Raw genomic sequence first — 22,790 nt, 5'->3', positions numbered from 1 at the left:
ATTTTCTATTGTCAAGAAATTAATAAAAATTCAGCACACTATTTAACTTTTATTTTGTTAAAAATTGCATGAATATTATATAAACTATGCCAACAAGCAGCTTGTAAAATCAAGGACTAATGTTATTATAAAATATATTTTAATTTTAGCGTACTAATGTACGCTTTCTGAAAATTACAATTAATTAATAGTTATATTGTTAACTAACAAACTGTATTGCATTAACTACACTATGTATTGATACATATATTATCACATGTTTATAGAAACAATGCAACCGAAATGAAAGCAATAAACGCAAATTATTTACTAGATTGACAAACTAAATTTGAGCATGTGAATAGAACTAAACATTTTTCTATATTTCTCAAATTTTTTAGATAAGTTAATGTGTGTTTAACTACTCACTACTCATAATGGATATTAATTAGTATGAAGATTTTAAGATTATACTATATCAACGATTGCGCACAGCATCAAGTATATACACTATCTGAAAAGTCTTTACTATTTATCAGTGTCGTCTTTGTTGACAAAAAATGAATATATGCAAGCCTTACCTCTTTAAACTGCAATCATCAAGGTATCTTTTTATGTTCAATTTATACCCATCTTAACTAATATCATATTAAGAATATATTTAATATTTCACCTGAATTCTGATATGTTCATGCACTATATCTACAAAATTTAATACTGTTCCGCATAAATAATTATAAAAGTAATATTTACGTTTTAGTATTTTTGCTAGTATAAACATTAAAACTAAGAATTTTAACGTTGAAACCAACAGATTTAGAGCTATCTTTAACAATCTCTATTTTAACACATTTAAATAATTAAAAAGTATTTTTAAAAAATAACTACAAAGTAATTTTTGATTAAAACTCTTTAAATAAAATATATAAGTGTAAAATACTTATATATGTTAATTTTTTGAATGATATATATTTTCAGTTTCTAAAAAAATCAAAGTGTAATGTATTACAAGATTTCTCATCTAATGTAATACTATAAGTTTTTCTCATCCTCAAGAGGATATATTAATTATAGATTATGAGTAGTAGCTGCACTGTATTCACAATCACTGTAATAAATAATTATTATATATAATTATAATAATAGCTATATCATGACGATTAATATGATAATACTTTTGTAAATTTTCACATAAGTAATCTATAGATTTAAATGTACATATTTGTAATTATTTCAAAAATTTAAGTACTTTATTATCTTATAATGTTATAAAATTTTTGTATAACAAACCTTAAGATCTTAATATTTAATAACATTATTCATAAAATATTATCAACATGCTATGTTGATGTAACTAAGCTGCTAGACTGTATGCTGCATTATCTGAACTAGAAATACTAATTTTTAAAACTAGTGTTATAACGTATATTGAATACAAAAATTGTCTTACGACAAATACTTTTCTTCAGTTATATTTTAAAGACCTTTTTAATAACATATATAGCATAATTATGCTGTAAACTTTTGACAGAAAAAATATATTTATACATCATCTCTATAGAATTTTATTCTAATTTCACAAAACGACTCTCAATAAAATTTTCTTAATAAGAAATTAGATTTAGATTATAAATAACAATAAATGTAATTATTAATTTAATATTAAAAATTACTTTTTATATAATTATATAATTAAATTAAACATATAATATAACGACTATCTAATAAAATATTTTATTATAAAATAACTAAGACAGTATAATTTTCACAAGACTTTACAAAAATAATATTTTATTTCAGTTTAACATGACTCATGTTAGTATAGTAAATTAAAATAATATTTTAGTAATCTATTTTTTTAAAACATGCTATCTATATACATTAAATTAATATTATATTATGCAATTTTATTTACTGTATTATAAGCTGTCGATACTATCTGCAACACGATGATAGTATTTAATACTTATATTGCCTACTTCTATACACATTAAAAGAATAATTATTATACTCTCATGTATTTTATCTTACCTACTAATGTTAGATTTATCAATATTATTATTAGAATATATCATCTTTAAAATAGAAAAAATAAAGATAATATGATCTCAATATATTGTTTTTCTAATAAAAAATTTTTTATTATGATGTTTACACAAACGCTTTATGTAATCTATGATAAAATCTGTTTACTTTATCGTAAATAGATATTAAAAGAAGAACATTATGAGAAAAGATGATGATCTTTATAATTAAAATCAATATAATTATCACAGAAGATATTGTAAAATAATAAAGCTTAGCGTCCTGGTAACTTTTTCCAGGTGACTTCATTACGAAGATAAATTGGTTTCACTTCTTCCACTGACTGAATTTTTCCTGATAACCACAGACGTTCAGCAATTGGTAACATATCTTGTGCCCTCGGAAAGCTTACTGTACTTTCTATTAATTTAATCGTGTTCTCATGAAGCTGCGGATATATTGTCCATCCATTACCAGCATAACCCCATATGCCATTTAAATTTGACAAAGTATCTTTAAATCTCTGGGGACTCATAACAGCTTCAGTATCTTCACCAAACCATACTCCATTCTCTTCACGTTGATATTGAGCACAATAAATTTCTAACATGCGAGCATCGATAGCAACTAATACTTTTGATTGCCCGTTAACACGATAAGCACCCTCTGCTAATGTCATTAGTGATGAAATTCCGATCATAGGTAATTTTACACCCACTGCTAAACCTTGTGCAATCCCAATGCTAATACGCACACCCGAAAAACTACCAGGACCTCGACTAAATGCCAATACATCTAATTGTTTTAGATGAATTTCTGCTTTCCATAATACTTCTTGAATCATTGGTAATATTTTTTGAGTATGCTCTCGAGGTGCAATTATAAAACGAGAAATAATTTCTCCATCGCACAATACTGCGACTGAACATGCTTCTGTTGTTGTATCAATAGCAAGAATACGACTCGACATGCAATGATCCTAAAAATAATTAAATTTAATATTACCATCCTGATACAGGATAATCCAAAACTTTCATTTTCAAATAACATATACTAGCGATTAAAAGTATAAAATACTCCAATAGACTAAATTTAAATACCATTATTAATGTTAATTTTTTTCTCAAAATATTCAGCTATTTTTATTAAAATGCATATACTTTAATAATAATGCAAAAAACTCCTTTTGCATTATTCCTACAAGCACGAATAACTAAATAATTATCATCAATCATAATGATTCCATAATTGTTAACATGACAGAGATATCCTTGCCTTAACCCATTCCAAAGTAACACCTGAGTTTAATCATTAAAATTCAGAAAATACGCATAATTATTAATAGTAGAAAAAATACAAAACAGTTCGTCATACAATATAATAAAATAAGTTAATTACTTATTTTATAAGTAAGCGCATTCCATATGATGTTAAACGTTTCTCAAAGAGCAATAGTAGTGATAAAACTATAATGATAGGATCCAAAAAAATTAAATAATTTATTTTATTACTTTTATTATATATAAACACTAGCATAATACACATTTTTAAAATTTTTAGCTAATTTATACGTTATTATGTATTTGATGTGCACAAAAATAACGTCTTCAGATAATAAAATTAATTTTCAATTAATCACTTATTATCTGAAGATAAATAAAATCTATTCTTAAAATATTTAATTGCTTATTCAGCAATGTTGTCATGAAAATACAAGATCAGAAATGACGATATAAACATTATTTTTCTAAATTTTCTTTAATTATTAAAAATATTACTAAAGTAAAAATAGACCCATCATTTTCAAACTTTCAGGCATATCCTGAAATTGTAATATATTGAAAAATTAGATAATAATATATAAGATTGCACTCTCAAAAAAATTTATTATTTACAGCGAGCCAATAATGATTTAAATACTTAATAAAAAATAAAAAATCTTTGAACAAAATAAGACATTATTTTGCTATAGAGATTTTAATATATAATAGAATTTATTATAAATACTTTTACTCACTACACGAAAAGCTAATATAATTAAGTAAATATATCATCACTATTTTATAATTTAATCTATTTTAATGTTACTTCATCAGTCATTATAATATTCAATATAAAATCAAGTAATTATTTAATTCTGAGATTTAACAAAGTATTCTTCACGAGATCTAAGAGAAGCTATTTTAATTAGTTAAAAACATTTATATTAACTTTCTTTATGTATTTGCAACACTAGTCTTTTCAAACGAACGTTTAACTAACAATAGATTATGGATGACTAGCGGAAGATGTGTATCCTAATCCTTAATATTACACTTTAAACACACAACATTTTTTATAACTTAACGACATTGCGCTTAAAGAATTATTTATTATATTATCACTAATACCTTATTAATATAAGGTTTCGTAATACGAGGTTAATGCTTTATTATATATTTTAATACAGGGTTAATAAACTATGCAATAGCATCATAAAAATATTTTTTTGAGGTTTAATACTATAATACTACTACTTTTAATATCTATTAATTGCACTATTTGAGACATAAGTAATTTCAACTACTTTTTAGTCAATAAATTTATCTAACAGCATTATTTTACCTTCATAAGGGTAGATCAATCAAAAATGATACATCTAGTTTTTTAGTAATATTTAATTTACTAACATTACCTTTCCCCGAACATGAGTACATAAGCTAAATACATATAAGTTTACCCATGCATACACTTCTCTAATCTATTGATACTTCATGCTATGCACTGATATTGGTGAGCGTATTCAGTATAGAAACTTATGTTCTATAAGTTAAAAAAAATTATTTTACGAAAAAACGATTTTAACCTATTTAAGCAGATATTTAAAAATATAATTTATAAGATGTAGGTTAGAATTTATTGAAATACTAACACTATTTTCATTATTACTATAATATACGAAAAGGTATTAAATAATACTAATTAAAAATCAAAAAGTCTATAATTTTACTAAAATTATGACATCCAGCACACTTATCACGGTAATCACATAAAATTTATCTTATTGAATTCTAGAAATAACAAGAAATATTATAAGATAAAATAGCCCGAAAAAACATTTAAACTACATAAAAATAACTTACTTGTATAAAGCATATATTATTAACATAGAAAATATGCGCGTATAGTATATAATATACTCAACTTTAACAGTTATCAAAAAATACTAAAAACTTTTTACTTGCATTGCATTAATTTAAATATAAATGTAATTCTTTAGCACTCTATAATCAACAATATATTCAGTGAATTAGAATATATCACTCAACATAAAAAACTATGAAACCATTGAACACTTGCATTGAATCTATTTATTTAGATTACTTTGTCTTATACTAACTTATTAAAAAAATAAACAGTTTCTAAAAAATCATTCGATCTTATTAGGATAATGTGATCATGAGATATCACATGTAGAAAGAATAGTCTATTGTGTTATATAACATACCACTACATTCCTTAAAAATAATTTGAACTATAATTATTCATCTTTTAAAATATTGACATTATAAGAATGTCATTAAAATAATACATATAATTTTTGGAGTATAGTGCTAAAAAAGAATTTGATCAGTTGATCAAATGAATTTCTATATAGTTAACAATTTTTTTAAAAGTGAAAAATTATATACTTAATACAACAAAATACAAATATTTTTTCTAATTTTTTTACAAAGCATACTTTCTTATCTTATAAAGATATATAATTTATTATACTGTTTTTAAAACAGAATCTCATGATAAGTATCAACACATCATGAATGATACTATTTTTTAATATTTTGTTCAATTATGTCCATTAACATACCAGTAATAGAAATACCATAAGCTGTTTCAATTTCACGTGCGCAAGTTGGACTGGTTACATTGATTTCTGTCAACTTATCACCAATAATATCAAGACCAACAAAATATAGGCCTTTTTCTTTCAAGATTGGTTTAACGACATGTGATATTGCCCAATCACTTGTGCTCAAAGGACGTACTTCACCATGTCCTCCTGCAGCTAAGTTACCACGAGTTTCTCCGTGAGATGGAATCCGCGCTAAACAATACGGAATAGCGTCACCATTAACAACTAAGACTCGTTTATCACCATTTTTAATTGCAGGAAGATAATTTTGTGCCATACAATAACATGTTGCATTCTTCGTTAAAGTTTCAATTATAACATTAATGTTTAGCTCATTTTTTTGCAAACGGAAAACAGACGCACCACCCATCCCATCAAGAGGCTTTAAAATAACATCACCATATTTTTTATGGAAGTCACGTAATTTTTTAGGATTACGTGTTACTAAAGTCTCTGGTGTTAATTCTGGAAACCATGCAGTAAATAATTTTTCATTACAATCACGTAGACTTTGCGGTTTATTAATAATAAGAGTACCTTCTTTTTCAGCTATTTCAAGAATATAGGTCGCATATAGAAATTCAGTATTAAAAGGTGGATCTTTACGCATCAAAATAACATCTAGTGTTTCAAGAGCAAGATCTTGTTCATCATGACATTCATACCATTTATTTGAGTTTTCTTTTACAGTAATCATTCTGGTTGTTGCGCGACTTTTACCTTTATACAAATAAAGATCATTCATTTCCATATAATAAACTTCATAACCACGACGTTGAGCTTGCAGCATCATAGAAAAAGTAGTATTTTTTTTAATTTTAATGGATGAAATAGGATCCATAACGATACCTAGTTTAATCATTTTCTCTCTTTCAGCGAAATAATAGAAGCACAGTTTCAATAAAGCGATTGATTAAAATTGTAATCATTTTTAATATTCTTAAAATTTATACTCTTATTTAATATTTTTCTTCAACTGACAAACAATAACTAGTTTGAAAAACTAAAAATAAGATTTTGAACTCACTCGATAATTTTTTATCTTTAACGATATCTTTAATGCTCCTAATATGCAATCAATACCTCAGAACTTGAGAGAGAAACATTAAAAACATAGAGTTTTTTGTATTTTTCTATCTCGATAATATTATCTAATATATATTACAAATTATTTAAAATATTTACCCTACATACACAGAAAGTGCTAATGTACTTTATACATTTAAATAGTTTTTGAAATACAAAAACTATCAAAGTATTTCTTTTATTAATGACCTGTGTTGATTGTTACGCAATCTTACCAAAAAATAAATCTTAAAATCCTGCTAAGACGTGTTATGTAATGCTAGAACATATTTTATAATATCTGTTTTAATAAAGTTATCTCTATTTGTTCATAATTTTTATTCATAACATTTAAAATGATAATATGCATTAATTTTTTTAAAAATTAATGCAATAAATAATACTATCGTGATAGATGTGAGGATATATAACATTACATAAATAATTAATATAAATTAACGATTCATAGATATCTCAATATTTGACTGATGCCAACACTATATAAACTTCACTTATTTTTAGAGAAGACATAAATAATAACGTTAAAAATACTTAATAAACTATTTAATATCATTAAAACTATCTCTTATGTATTTTGAATGGTCTATACAAAAACAATAAAAAACAAGTCAATATTATTTGCATTAATGTCATAATAAAAATTTAAAAATAAATATGTAGTTAATTTAATAAATGCACTAAATATATTATTTATTATTATAATTTTCTAAATCTTCAACTATTGTTATTTAAATATCATTATTACTTCTTTAATCAGATCATTATTTTTCTTACTAATAGCTCATCAATCAATTATGATCAATTGCAATTAACTTGTATTTCAGTATATACATACATAACAAAATCACTAAAAATCATGCTTAATAATATGCTCTATTTTAATCACTACGAAATACTTGTTAGTTTTATTAAAGCTATTTCTTAATTATTAAAAATTATTAGAAACAAAAAGATAAAATTTCCTATATAATATTTAATTTTTATCATTATTAAGTTTTAAAAAATACTAAATTCCTGCAGAAAGTAAACTTTCAAGCAGATGAGCAAAAAAGGATCTTGTATGCGTACTAATTATTGCGGGCATTTGAATATTGCTCATAAAGGCAAAAAAATTACTTTATGTGGCTGGGTGCACCGTCGTCGAGACTTAGGTGGTTTAATTTTTATTGATATGAGAGACCATGAAGGTGTGGTCCAAGTTTTCTTCGATCCTAAATCTAAAGATCTTTTTAAAAAAGCCTCAGAGCTGCGTAATGAGTTTTGTATTAAAATCACAGGAACAGTACGAGTTCGCCCTGAAAAACCAAAAAATAAAAATATGCCGACAGGTGATATTGAAATTTTTGCTGAAGATCTCGATGTTTTTAATAAATCAGAACCATTACCTATTGATATTAATCAAATTAATACTGAAGAACATCGTCTAAAATACCGTTATCTTGATTTGCGTCGTCCTGAAATGTCAGCACGTCTGCGTACTCGTGCAAAAATTACTAGCTTTGTCCGTAATTTCATGGATAGTGAGGGATTTGTTGATATTGAAACTCCCATCTTAGCTAAATCAACTATAGCAGGTGCACGTGATTACTTAGTGCCAAGCCGTATTCATAAAGGTAAGTTCTACGCATTACCACAATCACCACAGTTATTTAAACAATTTTTAATGATATCTGGTTTTGATCGTTACTACCAAATTGTTAAATGTTTTCGCGATGAAGACTTGCGCGCAGATCGTCAACCTGAATTTACGCAAATAGACGTTGAAACGTCTTTTATGACAGCAGATCAAGTGCGTATACTTATGGAACGTATGATACGTCAATTATGGCTAAAAATAAAAAGTATTGATTTAGGCGATTTCCCTGTCATGACTTTTTCTACAGCAATGCACCGTTACGGTTCAGATAAACCTGATCTACGTAACCCACTGGAATTAGTGGATATTGCTGATATTGTTAAAAACACTACTTTCACTATTTTTACAGTCCCAGCCAATGATCCTGAAGGTCGCGTTATTGCATTAAAAGTACCTGGAGGCGCTAAGATGACCCGTAAACAAATTAATCATTATAGTCAATTGATTGGTATTTATGGTGCAACAAACTTGACATGGATGAAAATTAATAAACTCGAACAAGGTTTATACGGAATCCAAAGCCCAATAAGCAAGTACTTCAATGAAAACATTATTAATGAAATTTTAGAAAGAACCAACGCGAAAAATAGTGATATCCTCTTATTTAGTGCTGACAATAAAAAGATTGTAACTAATGCAATGGGTGCATTACGCTTAACAGTTGGTCGTGATTTTGAATTGACAAATCTAAATAAGTGGCGTCCATTATGGGTGATCAATTTTCCTATGTTTGAAAAAAATGAGGAAGGCGTTTTCTCTTCCATGCATCATCCGTTTACCGCTCCACTTAACTTATCAATAACAGATTTAATAAATAAACCTCAAGAAGCCTTAGCTAATGCTTATGATATGGTCATTAATGGTTATGAAGTCGGAGGCGGATCAGTTCGTATTCATCAGCATGACATACAAAAAACAGTATTCAATATTCTAGGTATTAATGACAAAGAACAAGATGAAAAATTTAGCATCTTACTTGATGCGTTAAAATATGGCACTCCACCACATGCGGGTTTGGCATTTGGTTTAGATCGTTTAGTAATGCTGTTAACAGGTACTGAAAATATTCGTGATGTTATGGCTTTTCCTAAAACAGCAACAGCGGCGTGTTTGATGACTAATGCGCCAAGTCATGCAACCTTTAACTCACTAAAAGAGATAGGGATTGCAATTATAAAAAAAAACAAAGAAATATAATGAGTTAACGATGAGTAGTTATAAACGCCCTGAGTCAATATTAGTCATCATCATAGCTGAAAGTACCGGGAAAGTACTTATGTTAAAACGCAAAGATGATCCAGACCTATGGCAATCTGTGACTGGAAGTCTTGAATTTTACGAAAGTACATTGGAAACAGCGACGCGAGAAGTGTATGAAGAAACAGGATTTTTTGCAGAAAAAAATCAATTATATGATTTATCACGCGAAATAATTTTTGAAATCTTCGAGCATTTTAGACATCGTTATGCACCCAATATCACTCATTGTAAAGAACATTGGTTTAAAATGCTTCTTAATAAAGAGCTAAGACCAACATTAACTGAGCATACTGACTTTTGTTGGCTTACCCCGCAACAAGCAGCAAAATTGACAAAGTCTTGGAATAATAGTCATGCTATTTTAGAATTTGCTGTTTAATTATTTTTATTAACGTTATTAGAGGTTTTCATGGCAGGTCATAGTAAGTGGGCCAACACCAAACACCGTAAAGCAGCGCAAGATACTAAACGTGGTAAAATTTTTACTAAAATTACTCGTGAACTATTGATAGCTTCTCGTTTAGGGAGTTATGATCCTGTTATTAACCCGCGCTTACGTGCTGCTATAGATAAAGCGTTATTAAACAACATGAATCGTGAAACTTTAAATCGCGCAATGTCACGTGGTGTAAAAAATGATAACAATAATAATACAGAAACAATTATTTATGAAGGTTACGGTCCAGGCGGTACTGCGGTAATAGTAGAATGCTTAAGTGATAACCGTAATCGCACAGTTTCTGAAGTTCGTCATGCATTTACTAAAACAAACGGAAATTTGGGAACTGACGGATCAGTTTCATACTTATTTACAAAACGCTATGTAATAACATATGCGCAAGGTGTTAATGCAGATTCTCTAATTAATAACGCATTAGAAGCAGGTGCTGACGATCTAAAAATTTATGATAATGGCACTATCGATATTTACATAAAACCAGAAATATTTAGTGATGTTAAAAATAACCTTAATGCAGCAGGATTTACCAGTAAATCTGCAGAAATGTCTATGGAGCCACTAATTAAAATAGAATTAACTATTGAAAAATCACAAAAATTACTACTCTTAATTGATCTTCTAGAAGATTGTAATGATGTACAAAAAGTCTATCATAACGGTGTTATATCTAAAACAATAATAGAAAAACTATAAAATAATATTCTTATAAAAAATAGACTAGTGCTGATCTCTTATTTTTTTACTCTCCCTTATTTTTCTTTTAATTTTTTAGCTGAAATTTTAAAATTCACTCAGTAATTAATTAAAATTTTAAAAAATTATAATAATATCTGATATATCGTATTATAATTAATATATTCAAATATTATAATAGGTAATCTTAAAGAAATAAAAAAATTTTATATAGCAATTATTTTAATATTGACACGATTATAAAGTGATAATTTATGATGTTCTCTACTGTTAGAATTAACAATCTCTGTATATTGAAAACAAATGTATGAATTCTTAAATTGATTATTTTATTCAGATATCTGAGAAGTGTTTATCTAAATTATCAGCGTTAGTAATTATTACTTAACAATAGATAGAGACTTTGTTTATTAAAAATAATCTTTATAAAAATAAGACAAATTCAAGAATTAAACTTAGTCAATCATGTTCTGCCACGATTTAACTAGAATAAATTAAAATGCAATTTCATTTAAGTCTTTAAGACTAAAAATAAAATAAACTTTTCTAGAAACAAATTCTAAAAAAGACATATTCAGTATTATAGTTAAATTTATTCTAAATCTTTTAACCAATGTAAAATACAATGTACAAAATTTCTTGATTATCGTCATCACCGTGCATTATTTCAACTAAAATATATTTTTAGTAATATATCATAAATACACTGTATCTTTATTAAAGATCAAAAAAGACTAAATATATATTAAGTATTTTATAAATAAAGTGATTCATAAAATTGACAAAGCTTAGCATCATATTGTAATAACCGTATAACACAAATGACTAAATATATATATTATATAATTCTATAGCTTCGATAAAAATAAAAACAAGAACTAATGTAACAAATCATTACAATAAACTGTACTAGTCCTCAGACTAGTAATCGCATCATGATATTATTATCTATAAAGCTAATAATACTAACTATTCTTTTCATATAATATTTATAAAATTAAAAATTATTTTATTAGTACACTTTTTGTATTATCAACATTCAAAACCTTGACCATATAAATATAAATTGTTTAAAGGTTAAAATTATATTATACAATACAATTTAAAATATAGCTAGTAATATTATTAACCCAGATAACAATTACGAAACACTAAATTCATGATACTTTACGCGCAACACGATGCGTCAGAAAATAAAAACGATAAGTGAATCTGATTGTTTACGTTCTGCTAAAAAACGTATGACAAAAAAGATTAACTATAATATCCATACAATTTTAGATGCAGTCTATCTTAGCCTGCTCATAATTTAAAGAACAAATAAAAATTTTATTTAAACCACTACATTACCTAGAAATATAATTCATGATCTGTGATATTTTTAGTCCATCAGAATTAGAATTAAAAACTATACTTATAGATATAGTTATCAAGTAATTTAATTTAACATTATATGGTACTTTAGAAAATGATATCAAAATATAATGTGATTTATCAGTAATGTGTAGACAGTGCAAATCTCATGCTTTATTATCTACTCAAGAAATTTACTACCTATCATCTATAATAGAAAAGATAATCAATTTAAAAATAAAAAATACTTATTAAAAAATATTATTAATAAATACATCCTGCAATTTTTATTATTATTGGCTTCCCGTTTTTATACTAATATGAAACAACCTCATCTAGTTTATTCACTGCTTATTTTAATAACTATTTCGAGATTGTATAGAATTTTTAGTTCTAAGATGTAAATAATCTATCATATGTAAAAATTTTATTTTTAGGAAAACTTTATGTAATCTGATCTCACAGTATATCACATAATAAAAAATAAACTGATTAGATCAAAGTTGCGAAGTATTCATTCAATAATTGCAGGATAAATTTTAAAAGTTAAAGATATTAAATGTTAACATGATACACATCTATAATATAATCTTAAATAAAAAATAACAAAAAAACCCTGATTAGTAAATTTCTAAAAAAATAAAAACATAAAATGTTTTAATAGCAAATTCTAAAAGCATAGAAATGTATGTTAATACATGTCTATAAAAACTATATTAATTAATATATAGTTATTATTAAAATTTACTTAAAAATTTTATTCCTGTTACTTTATATGTATTTATTAATATTCAAGAATATTAAAATGTTATTGGATTTACTAAGATTATACGTATTATTTCGCCAGAAATTTAAATATCAATAATATTCATAAAGCTTTAACGTATATTATACAATATAAATTTAGGTGTTTATTTTGTTCAAATGATAATATTTTTAAGGTAATGAAGAATTCATCTTATTACCATAAATAGCTCAGTTAAAATAACTTTATTATTGATATAATTAAACATTAGATAAAAATAAAATACTTAAAATCTATTAAATTACCATGAGCGTTGTTATATTAACTTTAGATAATTGTTAATTGAAATATAAATTAAAATACAGGTATAAAAAATTTCACAAAAGAATGAAAAATTTCTAGTGGAAGAGTGTGCAATAAATCAAGAATTATTATATACTTATCTATCTTGTCGGATTCTCATTTTATATATTGTAAATTATTGATAAATTAAGTAATATTCTAATATATTAATTAATAATTTATATACTGTTATGCTATAGATAGTATATTATTAATTACACTTACCTATTTAAAGTCAGCACTGATGCATGTAATTTAGATAGTTTCATTCACTTTCTAGGTGACATGGAGAATAACTGTGATATATATCAAAATCACATTATTTTACAAAGCATTTATCCAAATTATCTAGCTTTTATATGCATAAAATATTTTTATAAGACATTTAACTGCATGCTGACACATATTGTAAATCATTAAAGATATTAAATTACAGTAATCTCACTTAGATAATAACACACCTCAATTAGGCTGATTAGATGTAATTGAATTATAATTTTTGGAAAGTTATCTTCAATAATATCATTTTCCTTCATTAAATAAAATATAGAACAAACATAAACAACAATTAAATTTTTGATTGGTTTAAATTTTTCCTTTTATAAATAAACTAAATATAAAAAATATTGCCGATACTAATACGACAGATGGACCTGATGGTGTATCATAAAATGCAGAGAATATTAATCCACCCGTAATAGATAACATACCAATCGCAATTCCTATAAACGCCATTTGTTCTGGCGTTTTAGAAAATCTTCGAGCGGTAGCAGATGGAATAATCAATAATGATGTAATGATAAGTGCACCAAAAAACTTCATCGAAATACCAATAGTTAATGCTGTTAACAACATCAATAATAAGTGCACACGTTGAATATTGAAATTATCAACAAATGCTAGTTCTTGACAAACTGTCATTGAAAGAAATGCTTTCCAGCGCCATACTAATAAAATACATACGAGAGCTACACAAATTAAAATCGCAATAGTATCATCATAAGTAACTGAGAGAAGATCACCGAAAAGATAGCTTATAAGCTCAAAACGTAAGTTATCTATAAGACTAAGAACAACCAAACCTAATGATAATGACGCGTGTGCTACAATACCTAATAAAGTATCAATAGATAGTTGAGATTGCCACTCTAACCAGACTAAAATAAAAGCTAACAATAGTGTTGTTGTAATCACGGTATAGAAAGGATTAATATTCAGTAATAAACCAAATGTTACCCCTAACAGTGAAGAATGAGCAAGAGTATCACCAAAGTAAGACATCCGACGCCAAACAATAAATGATCCCAGAGGACCTGCAACAATAGCTAATAACATGCCCGCTATCCAACCGGGAAGTAGTAGCTCAATCATGGTTATATTCCTTAATATTTGTATACATTATCACAATATTACTTTATAAACCATGTTGATGATTATGATCATGACGGTACACACTTAGTTGCGATACACCTCGGTAATTAAACATCGCAACAAATTCAGGATGATTAGACACCGCTTCCGGTGTTCCTGAACAACAAACATGACCATTAATACATAGCACTTTGTCTGTTTTTGCCATTACTAAATGGAGGTCATGAGAAACCATTAAAACCGCGCACCCAAGTTCAGAACGTAGCTGATTAATAAGATCATACAGTGCTACCTGACCTGTAATATCAACACCCTGCGCAGGTTCATCCAATACAAGAAGATCAGGCTTAGCAAGTAGTGCACGTGCAAGCAATATATATTGTATTTCTCCACCTGATAACTTTCGCATAGGCTGTAAAAGTAAATGAGTGGCTTTAACTCGATCGAGCGCAGGTAATAATTGCTCTGAACAGACATTTGGCTTCAGCATCAAAAATCGTTTAACCGTTAAAGGCAGTGTAGTATCTAAATTTAGTTTTTGTGGTACATAACCAATAGAGAGTCGTAATGCACGTTGAATAGTTCCTGAACTAGGTACTAAAAAACCGAGAACCACACGAACAATTGTAGATTTTCCAGCACCATTAGGCCCTAACACAGTTAAGATATCACTTTTATTTAAAGTAAAAGTAATATTCTCAAGAACAAATCTGCCACCAAATGTGACAGATACTTTATTTAAATTTAGTAATGGTTGCATGTGAAAAATATTTCGCAGAATTTTTATTATGTTATAGCATCACAAGATTACAATTACGGAGAAATACAATAATGATACATAAACTTACATTTAATGCTTATCACCATATCTTATGGGCAGTTACTACATTAATTATTAGTATAACTTTTATAACAACCGTAAAAGCCGATGTTGTTGCATCTATCCGACCACTTGCTTTTATTATATCAGGCATTGCAGATGGTGTAACCGATACCCAAGTTCTAGTACCTAATGGTTCATCACCGCATGATTATGCACTGAAACCGTCAGATTTAAAAAAAATTCAACAAGCTGATTTATTTGTTTGGATTAGCCATGATATGGAAATATTTTTAAATAAACCACTTAAAACATTATCACAGAACAAACAGCTAGTATTATCTGAACAATCAAATATTCAATCATTATTAATAGTAAGTAATAAGACTGGTGAACATAATTATGACTACATTCATTCAACTATTAACAAACATCACAAACATAATCATGGTAAATATAACATGCATATCTGGATGTCACCAGAAATAGCAAAACAAGCTGCTTTAGCTATTCATAATCGTTTAATCGTTCTATATGCTAATCAAAAAGAAATATTAGACATAAACCTTCGTAAGTTCAATCGAAATATAGCAAAAACTAATAAAAATATTATTAAAATATTAAAACTAACTAAGAAAAAAAAATATTTTGTTTTTCACGATGCTTATGGTTACTTTGAAAAATACTATCAATTAGCTCCATTGGGGTATTTTACAATAAACCCAGGATTGCAATTTGGTGCAAAGAAATTGCATAGAATACGAACTCAACTAATAAAAAATAAAACAAAATGTGTTTTTTCTGAACCACAATTTAGCCCTACTATTATAAAAACTATAATAAAAAATACAGGAACTATCATGGGTACTCTTGACCCGCTTGGTAACAAAATCAAAATAGGACCAGAAAGCTATATGCAATTTTTAACTCAACTTTCACAACAATATGCGACTTGCCTAAATTAAAAAACAAAAATTCTATAACATAATAAACAGTTAAAAAACTTAAATAAATTCACAGTAATTTTCAATCCTTCTAAAGTAGTATTGAAAATAATAGTAATCACTAATATTGCTTATAATCATCTCTCGACCAGTAATCTGTTTATTACGACCAATTTTAACACTAATAATTTTTATTAAAAAAATTCTTCCCATCTCTGATATATTGTCATTAATTCAATAAATAAGATTTGTGTAAAATAGCAGTAGTTATGTAGTTAATAAATATTTTTAAAATACTTTTTCTGAAAAATATCAAATGATATTTTAATCTCAGATCGATATATTTTTAGTCGTAGAACAACCCATCTAGTGTTAAAACTCAGTTTTATAATGATTTTCACATCATTTCAAGATTAATGTAATACTAATTAGACTCTCAAAAATAATAATACATTATAAGCACTAACGTAAAATTTTTGGCATAAAACATGTACCTACACTTACGTTAGAAATATAAAAAAATTAAAAAAACTTAAGATAGTAAATCTAGTAAATGGAATCATAGTGTTTTAATAAAAGATTATTAATGAAAGATTCGCGCAAAGTATATTTTAAGAAAGCCTCAAAATATAGCGAAAAACGTAAAATGTTTATACTATAGTCAATAACAAAATAATTTTGTAAATTCAAAAGATTTTAAATTTATTTTTTAAGCTAATTGTTAAATAGTTAATAGCTTAGTGAATAAAACTAGATTGTTAGTACAAGTTTTCATAAAAATAAGAACAATTTCTAGACATTTCGAGTAAAATATTTGTGTTTTATATAATGTAGAAAGTCATTGTTTAAATCTGAGTTTTTATAATTTTCAATAATAAAAAATTTTATGTATCATAACTTGTTGTTTTGTAAAAAATATTATATAAAATATATAAAATTACACACAGTTTTAATTTTATAACCTAATAAGTAAATTAGTTGTATCTGTAAGAAAGATTAATAATAGTGAAGTCATTATTTCTAAATATAACAATGCAGTAGTAACCGTATTACTATTTCAACTAGTTTAAAAATAAAATAAAGTATTTACATTATTCTTTTTTACAAAATATTTTACTTTTGATGAGTCTAAGTTTTTACTTTTACACTCTAAATAACTAAGAAAACTACTAATTTATTAAAAATAAGTTATTTTTAGAAATTTAATCAGTGAAGAATATAAAATTATTTATTGATAATCAAAAAGGTATAATCTCAGATCAAGATATAACAACCTATCCATGACTAGTAAGTAATTGTCATCTAATAACTTGCTTAGTAAAAATTTTTTATGATTTTTTTAGCTATAAAATAGTGGTGATTATTCTTTTAGGTATGCTATGTATAAAGATACAGATAGTAAATTGGGCTACATACCTACCTTTCATAAATCTTATTTACATCCAAGATATTGGGGTGTATGGATAGGAGCCGGTGTATTTGCTACTTTAGCTTATATTCCTGTACACATAAGAGATCCTATCCTTGCTAAAATTGGTAAATGGATAGGAAAGTTAGCTAAAAATGCTAGACGCCGTGCAAAAATAAATCTTTTGTATTGTTTTCCTCACTTAACGGAATACAAAAGAGATCAGCTCATTGATAAAATGTTCGGAACAGCTCCGCAATCATTCATGATGTTAGCTGAATTATGTTTATTTGATGTAGAAAAAACCTTATCAAGAACACTGTGGCATAATGAAACGGTAATTAACCGTTTAAAGCGACAAGGTAATAATGTTATTTTCATGGTGCCACATGGCTGGGCTATTGATGCTTCTGCAATGCTCCTTTCAGCGAAAGGACAAAATATAACAGCGATGTTTCACCATCAAAAAAATCCTGTGGTAGATTTTTTATGGAACAAAGCACGTTACCATTTTGGCGGACGTTTACACTCTCGAAAAGCTGGAATCAAACCATTTATCGATTCAATACGACAAGGATATTGGGGGTTTTATCTCCCTGACCAAGATTATGGCGAGGAGAAAAGTAAATTTGTTGATTTTTTTGCAACCTACAAGGCCACTCTTCCAGCAGTCGGACGACTAATGAAAATTTGTAAAGCAAAAATCGTACCATTATTCCCAGTTTATGATCACTATAATCATCAATTACATATCTATATTCGTGAACCAATGGATGATATTGCTGGAAGAGATGATGAGTATATTGCACGAAGAATGAATGAAGAACTTGAACACCTTGTAGCCCCTTATCCTGAACAATATACCTGGATACTTAAGTTACTAAAAACGAGGAAAGTAAATGACATAGAACCCTATTTACGAGATGATTTATACCGTTAATTATAATGCAATAACTCAATAATTTATTAATATAAATAACAATACACCTAAACTAAAGACTATTGAGTGAAGGTGTATTATTATCAGTCATAAGCTAACTTATTCAACTTCTAAAATACGACAGGTATTAGTACTACCAATTGTACCCATTAAATCACCTTGAGTGACTAAAACAAGATCACCACTCATTAAATATTCATTATCACGCAAACAAGTTACAGCTTCATTTGCCGCAGCAATACCGTCAGTATGCAAGTTACAGAATACTGGTGTTACACCACGATACAAAGATGATTGATTCAATGTTTTTTCATGACGTGACATAGCAAAAATAGGTAAGCCTGAGCTAATACGCGACATCATACGTGCAGTACGACCTGATTCTGTCATCGCAACAATCGCTTTTACTCCCTTAAGATGATTGGCGGCATACATAGTTGACATCGCAATAGCATCTTCGGGACTATTAAATTCAGTATCTAAACGATGTTTAGATACATGTAAACCTGGCATTTTTTCTGCACCTAAACATACCTGCGCCATAGCAGAGACAGTTTCTACTGGATACTGACCTGTTGCAGTTTCTGCTGAAAGCATCACTGCGTCAGTACCATCAAGAACTGCATTAGCAACATCCATAACTTCTGCACGAGTTGGCATTGGAGTGGCAATCATTGATTCCATCATTTGTGTTGCAGTGATCACGACACGATTTAACTGGCGAGAACGACGAATTAATTTCTTTTGCACAGCCACAAGCTCAGGATCACCAATTTCAATACCTAAGTCACCACGTGCAACCATAACTACATCTGAAGCAAGAATAACTTCGTCCATAACTTCATCACTTGAAACAGCTTCTGCACGTTCTACTTTAGCAATAATTTGACACTCACAACCTGCATGACGTGCTAAACTACGTGCATAATTTACATCTTCCCCAGAACGAGGAAAAGAAACAGCTAAATAATCAACGCCAATTTTAGCTGCTATAATAATATCTTCTTTATCTTTATCTGTTAAGGCTTCGGCAGATAAACCTCCACCTAATTTGTTGATACCTTTATTATTTGATAACTGACCACCAACAATAACGTCAGTGAAAACTTGAAGCCCTTGTACTGTACGAACTTTTAATTGTATACGACCATCATCAAGCAATAAAATATCACCAGGTACTACGTCTGCAGGTAAACCTGTGTAGTCAATACCTACTTTTTGTTGATTACCGTCACCTTGGGAACAAGTAGCATCAAGGATAAATTCATCACCAATATTTAACAAAACTATTCCATCTTTAAATGTAGATATACGAATTTTAGGACCTTGTAAGTCAGCAAGGATTGCAATATGACGACCTAAACGAGCAGCAATTTCACGCGTTTTCTTTGCACGAATAATGTGATCAGTTGAAGTTCCATGGGAGAAATTAAGGCGTATAACGTTAGCTCCGGCATTAATAATTTTTTCAAAATTATTATTATGATCAGTAGCTGGACCTAGGGTAGTAACAATTTTTGTTCTTCTAAGTCGTTTAATCATTTATTACTCCGTTAACCTATAAATAGTTTTTATTAATTATATATAACTAATTTGTTCTATACTTGTGTTGATTCCACTGTTTACTTACTATGTTTATATTTTCAAAACTACAACTGAGTTCGTTCAACATTTAAACTTACATCGATGATAAAGGTTTGTCTAATATTCTCAAATAATTTTCAATTTATCTAATATTTCAATCTTGTACTATAAATCTTGATGCATACACAATTATAATTATTATATACTTCTAATTAACTTATACTATTAAGCATATAAAAATATAAAACTTCAGATATAGAAAACTTTTTAATACACAAGGTGTATTGTAAATGATGTAACACGTTTTGAAATCTTGTAAATTTTTTTATAAAACTTTATCCCTTTTAAAAAGATAATTCAGAATTTACTGTAAAGCTAATTATTTTATAATTCTCTCGCAATAAGAGAGGTCTACAGTAGTAGTATTGTAAAAAAAATATTTAATAAAATTTCATTTTTTGTTACTCGGAATCAAAATATATACACTTAAAAGTAGTCAATACATATGTATTTTTATTCGCTACTGCATCTGTTTTAAAAATTAATTTTAATAGACATAATCTATGAAGAACATGTGTTAACTAGCAATGGTTTTTGAAATACACTTAATTATCTCATAAGCTTAATTACTTAGTAATACAGCTATTTCCAGTATAGTGTGTTTTTGCTTAACGAAATAATTATATGTAATAACAAATATGAATATTTAATTTATATTTTACTTCACTATCAAGAAAGTTTATTCGAACTATTTGCATATTAAAATTATATTAAAACAGACAATAACTTTTTCCACTCATGATGTGGCTTCATAATATTCAGTTACCAAAAAGAAATTTTCTTATAATTTTTAAAATAGCTGACTTTATATCGTCAAGCTATTATATTCAATATTCTATTCTAGAATATTCACTCAGTTATCTACATTTTATACTTCAAAAATTAAACAATGAATTAAATATCCTGTTATATTCATACATAAAACTCAAGATTTCACCTTGGTTCAACTAATGGAATAAACTTTACAAATCTATTAACACCTTTCAGGTAACTATATCAAACGTTCTTAATATGTACTTACTTAATAATTGCTAGTTTTTATTTTACAATCAACCTAATGATAAAATTAAAATTTTTACAATACGAATAAACTTATAATTCTACTATAATAAACTGGAAAGAAAAAATAAAATACCTTAAATGCATGTTAAAATTATATTATTAATAACAAAATAATGTTAATTTTATTTTCTATTATCAAGACTTAAAAGTCAGTACTAATTATGATGATTATACTTTAACAACTAAATACTATCATAACTAACTCTCTTTCTTATTATTAACTTATACGATGTATCTATTATTATATTATTAGTTCATCATTCAAGAAAAGAACAAATAATACAGTTGGTGTAATGATATTAAACATTACAATCAATACCATTACAGATTTATTAAAAACGTTTCCCTTTAAATAGAGACTCCAGAAATACAAACGTAAGACACAATAGCATTTCAAAATCAATATTAGATTTTATCTAAGCAACGTTATTTCAGTAAATATACATTTTGCACGAAAAGTTAATAAATCCTAAAAAATTCAAAAAAACAAAAATGAAAGAATAAAAAAAACCGACCTAAAACTGTGAAAATTAGTACAATAGAAACTAAATACCCTCTTTCTAATATCCTAGAATAAAATTAACACTGACTATTTTGTTAATGAAATATAGTAAAAATAGATTAAAAACTTTAAAAAAGTTAAAATGATTCTCAAAATTAAAGTAATCAGGTATAATCATACAAAATATAGTTTACATTACTATAAGCGTATAAAATATCACAACACAATACTCAGGATCTTTAAGACGCTTAGTATATTTATAGATTTAGAAAAGTCATGATTTTTTGATAATTATCACATGTATATCTAGATACATGTTATTTTATCATAATTCGATATGCTAAAACATAGGAACAATAAATTTGCCTAAATAATTCTCCACTTAACATAAAAGACCGCAGATGAAAGACAATTATAGTTATTGTCATAAAAAATAAACACTGTTACTAAAAAAGTAACACTTCTTTTTATTAATAACAATATTTCACATGTACTGAGTAACATTTAAAAAACAATATAAGATGAAACTAATATATACTCACTCATAATAGTGAGTTTAAAATTTATCTTATAGTCATCTCTAGTTATTATCCAGAAATCTGCATAAATGATTCTATCTACTAAGTGT

11 protein-coding genes are annotated in these 22,790 nt (G+C 26.8%); 6 read left to right on the top strand and 5 right to left on the bottom strand.

Annotated features, from left to right (window positions below; all coding sequences use genetic code 11):
* Positions 1–2,278: 2,278 nt before the first annotated feature.
* The gene (gene tsaB, locus GFV14_RS01725) at positions 2,279–2,974 is read right to left on the bottom strand and encodes a tRNA (adenosine(37)-N6)-threonylcarbamoyltransferase complex dimerization subunit type 1 TsaB (RefSeq protein WP_457914617.1); all 696 of its coding nucleotides are present in this window, start codon (positions 2,972–2,974) and stop codon (positions 2,279–2,281) included.
* Between the two features lie 2,836 nt (positions 2,975–5,810).
* Positions 5,811–6,758 (bottom strand): glutathione synthase, encoded by a 948-nt coding sequence (gene gshB, locus GFV14_RS01720; RefSeq protein WP_457914616.1) that lies wholly within the window; start codon positions 6,756–6,758, stop codon positions 5,811–5,813.
* A gap of 1,284 nt (positions 6,759–8,042) precedes the next feature.
* On the opposite strand from gshB, the gene aspS reads away from it, so the two are divergent.
* The 4 genes from aspS to GFV14_RS01700 all read left to right on the top strand — a co-directional run bounded on the left by aspS (position 8,043) and on the right by GFV14_RS01700 (position 12,344).
* Positions 8,043–9,815, top strand: a complete 1,773-nt coding sequence (aspS, locus tag GFV14_RS01715) for an aspartate--tRNA ligase (protein ID WP_457914615.1) — start codon at positions 8,043–8,045, stop codon at positions 9,813–9,815.
* Between the two features lie 10 nt (positions 9,816–9,825).
* Complete coding sequence (gene nudB / locus GFV14_RS01710; RefSeq protein ID WP_457914614.1) at positions 9,826–10,257, top strand: dihydroneopterin triphosphate diphosphatase; 432 nt, start codon at positions 9,826–9,828, stop codon at positions 10,255–10,257.
* 30 nt (positions 10,258–10,287) lie between these two features.
* The gene (locus GFV14_RS01705; RefSeq protein WP_457914613.1) at positions 10,288–11,031 is read left to right on the top strand and encodes a YebC/PmpR family DNA-binding transcriptional regulator; all 744 of its coding nucleotides are present in this window, start codon (positions 10,288–10,290) and stop codon (positions 11,029–11,031) included.
* Positions 11,032–12,212: 1,181 nt separating this feature from the next.
* Positions 12,213–12,344 carry a hypothetical protein gene (locus GFV14_RS01700; RefSeq protein WP_457914612.1) on the top strand — a complete coding sequence of 44 codons (132 nt, stop codon included), beginning with the start codon at positions 12,213–12,215 and terminating at the stop codon, positions 12,342–12,344.
* Positions 12,345–14,056: 1,712 nt separating this feature from the next.
* Here GFV14_RS01700 and znuB read toward each other — a convergent pair.
* Complete coding sequence (gene znuB, locus GFV14_RS01695; RefSeq protein ID WP_457914611.1) at positions 14,057–14,842, bottom strand: zinc ABC transporter permease subunit ZnuB; 786 nt, start codon at positions 14,840–14,842, stop codon at positions 14,057–14,059.
* A 43-nt stretch (positions 14,843–14,885) separates the two neighbouring features.
* Positions 14,886–15,602: a zinc ABC transporter ATP-binding protein ZnuC gene (znuC, locus tag GFV14_RS01690; RefSeq protein ID WP_457914610.1), complete on the bottom strand. Its 717-nt coding sequence runs from the start codon at positions 15,600–15,602 to the stop codon at positions 14,886–14,888.
* A 71-nt stretch (positions 15,603–15,673) separates the two neighbouring features.
* Between znuC and znuA the strand changes: the two genes are divergently transcribed.
* Positions 15,674–16,627, top strand: coding sequence for a zinc ABC transporter substrate-binding protein ZnuA (znuA, locus tag GFV14_RS01685; RefSeq protein ID WP_457914609.1), 954 nt, complete (start codon positions 15,674–15,676; stop codon positions 16,625–16,627).
* Between the two features lie 1,358 nt (positions 16,628–17,985).
* Entirely contained in the window at positions 17,986–18,954 is a 969-nt protein-coding gene (gene lpxM, locus GFV14_RS01680; protein WP_457914608.1) for a lauroyl-Kdo(2)-lipid IV(A) myristoyltransferase, read from the top strand.
* A 99-nt stretch (positions 18,955–19,053) separates the two neighbouring features.
* Here the strand turns inward: lpxM and pyk are convergent, their stop codons facing one another.
* Entirely contained in the window at positions 19,054–20,496 is a 1,443-nt protein-coding gene (gene pyk, locus GFV14_RS01675) for a pyruvate kinase (protein ID WP_457914607.1), read from the bottom strand.
* Between the last annotated feature and the right edge of the window lie 2,294 nt (positions 20,497–22,790).

The organism is Candidatus Hartigia pinicola (genome assembly GCA_020541205.1).
GTDB lineage: Bacteria > Pseudomonadota > Gammaproteobacteria > Enterobacterales > Enterobacteriaceae > Hartigia > Hartigia pinicola.
The sequence above is the reverse complement of the archived record's forward strand: the minus strand, read 5'-3'. Positions and strand labels throughout refer to the sequence as shown.

What these genes read in the sequence shown, in the direction of transcription:
- gshB (WP_457914616.1), bottom strand. Translation starts at nt 6,758, where the DNA reads ATGATTAAACTAGGTATCGTTATGGATCCTATTTCATCCATTAAAATT.
- lpxM (WP_457914608.1), top strand. Translation starts at nt 17,986, where the DNA reads ATGTATAAAGATACAGATAGTAAATTGGGCTACATACCTACCTTTCAT.
- znuA (WP_457914609.1), top strand. Translation starts at nt 15,674, where the DNA reads ATGATACATAAACTTACATTTAATGCTTATCACCATATCTTATGGGCA.
- pyk (WP_457914607.1), bottom strand. Translation starts at nt 20,496, where the DNA reads ATGATTAAACGACTTAGAAGAACAAAAATTGTTACTACCCTAGGTCCA.
- GFV14_RS01700 (WP_457914612.1), top strand. Translation starts at nt 12,213, where the DNA reads ATGCGTCAGAAAATAAAAACGATAAGTGAATCTGATTGTTTACGTTCT.
- znuB (WP_457914611.1), bottom strand. Translation starts at nt 14,842, where the DNA reads ATGATTGAGCTACTACTTCCCGGTTGGATAGCGGGCATGTTATTAGCT.
- tsaB (WP_457914617.1), bottom strand. Translation starts at nt 2,974, where the DNA reads ATGTCGAGTCGTATTCTTGCTATTGATACAACAACAGAAGCATGTTCA.
- GFV14_RS01705 (WP_457914613.1), top strand. Translation starts at nt 10,288, where the DNA reads ATGGCAGGTCATAGTAAGTGGGCCAACACCAAACACCGTAAAGCAGCG.
- aspS (WP_457914615.1), top strand. Translation starts at nt 8,043, where the DNA reads ATGCGTACTAATTATTGCGGGCATTTGAATATTGCTCATAAAGGCAAA.
- nudB (WP_457914614.1), top strand. Translation starts at nt 9,826, where the DNA reads ATGAGTAGTTATAAACGCCCTGAGTCAATATTAGTCATCATCATAGCT.
- znuC (WP_457914610.1), bottom strand. Translation starts at nt 15,602, where the DNA reads ATGCAACCATTACTAAATTTAAATAAAGTATCTGTCACATTTGGTGGC.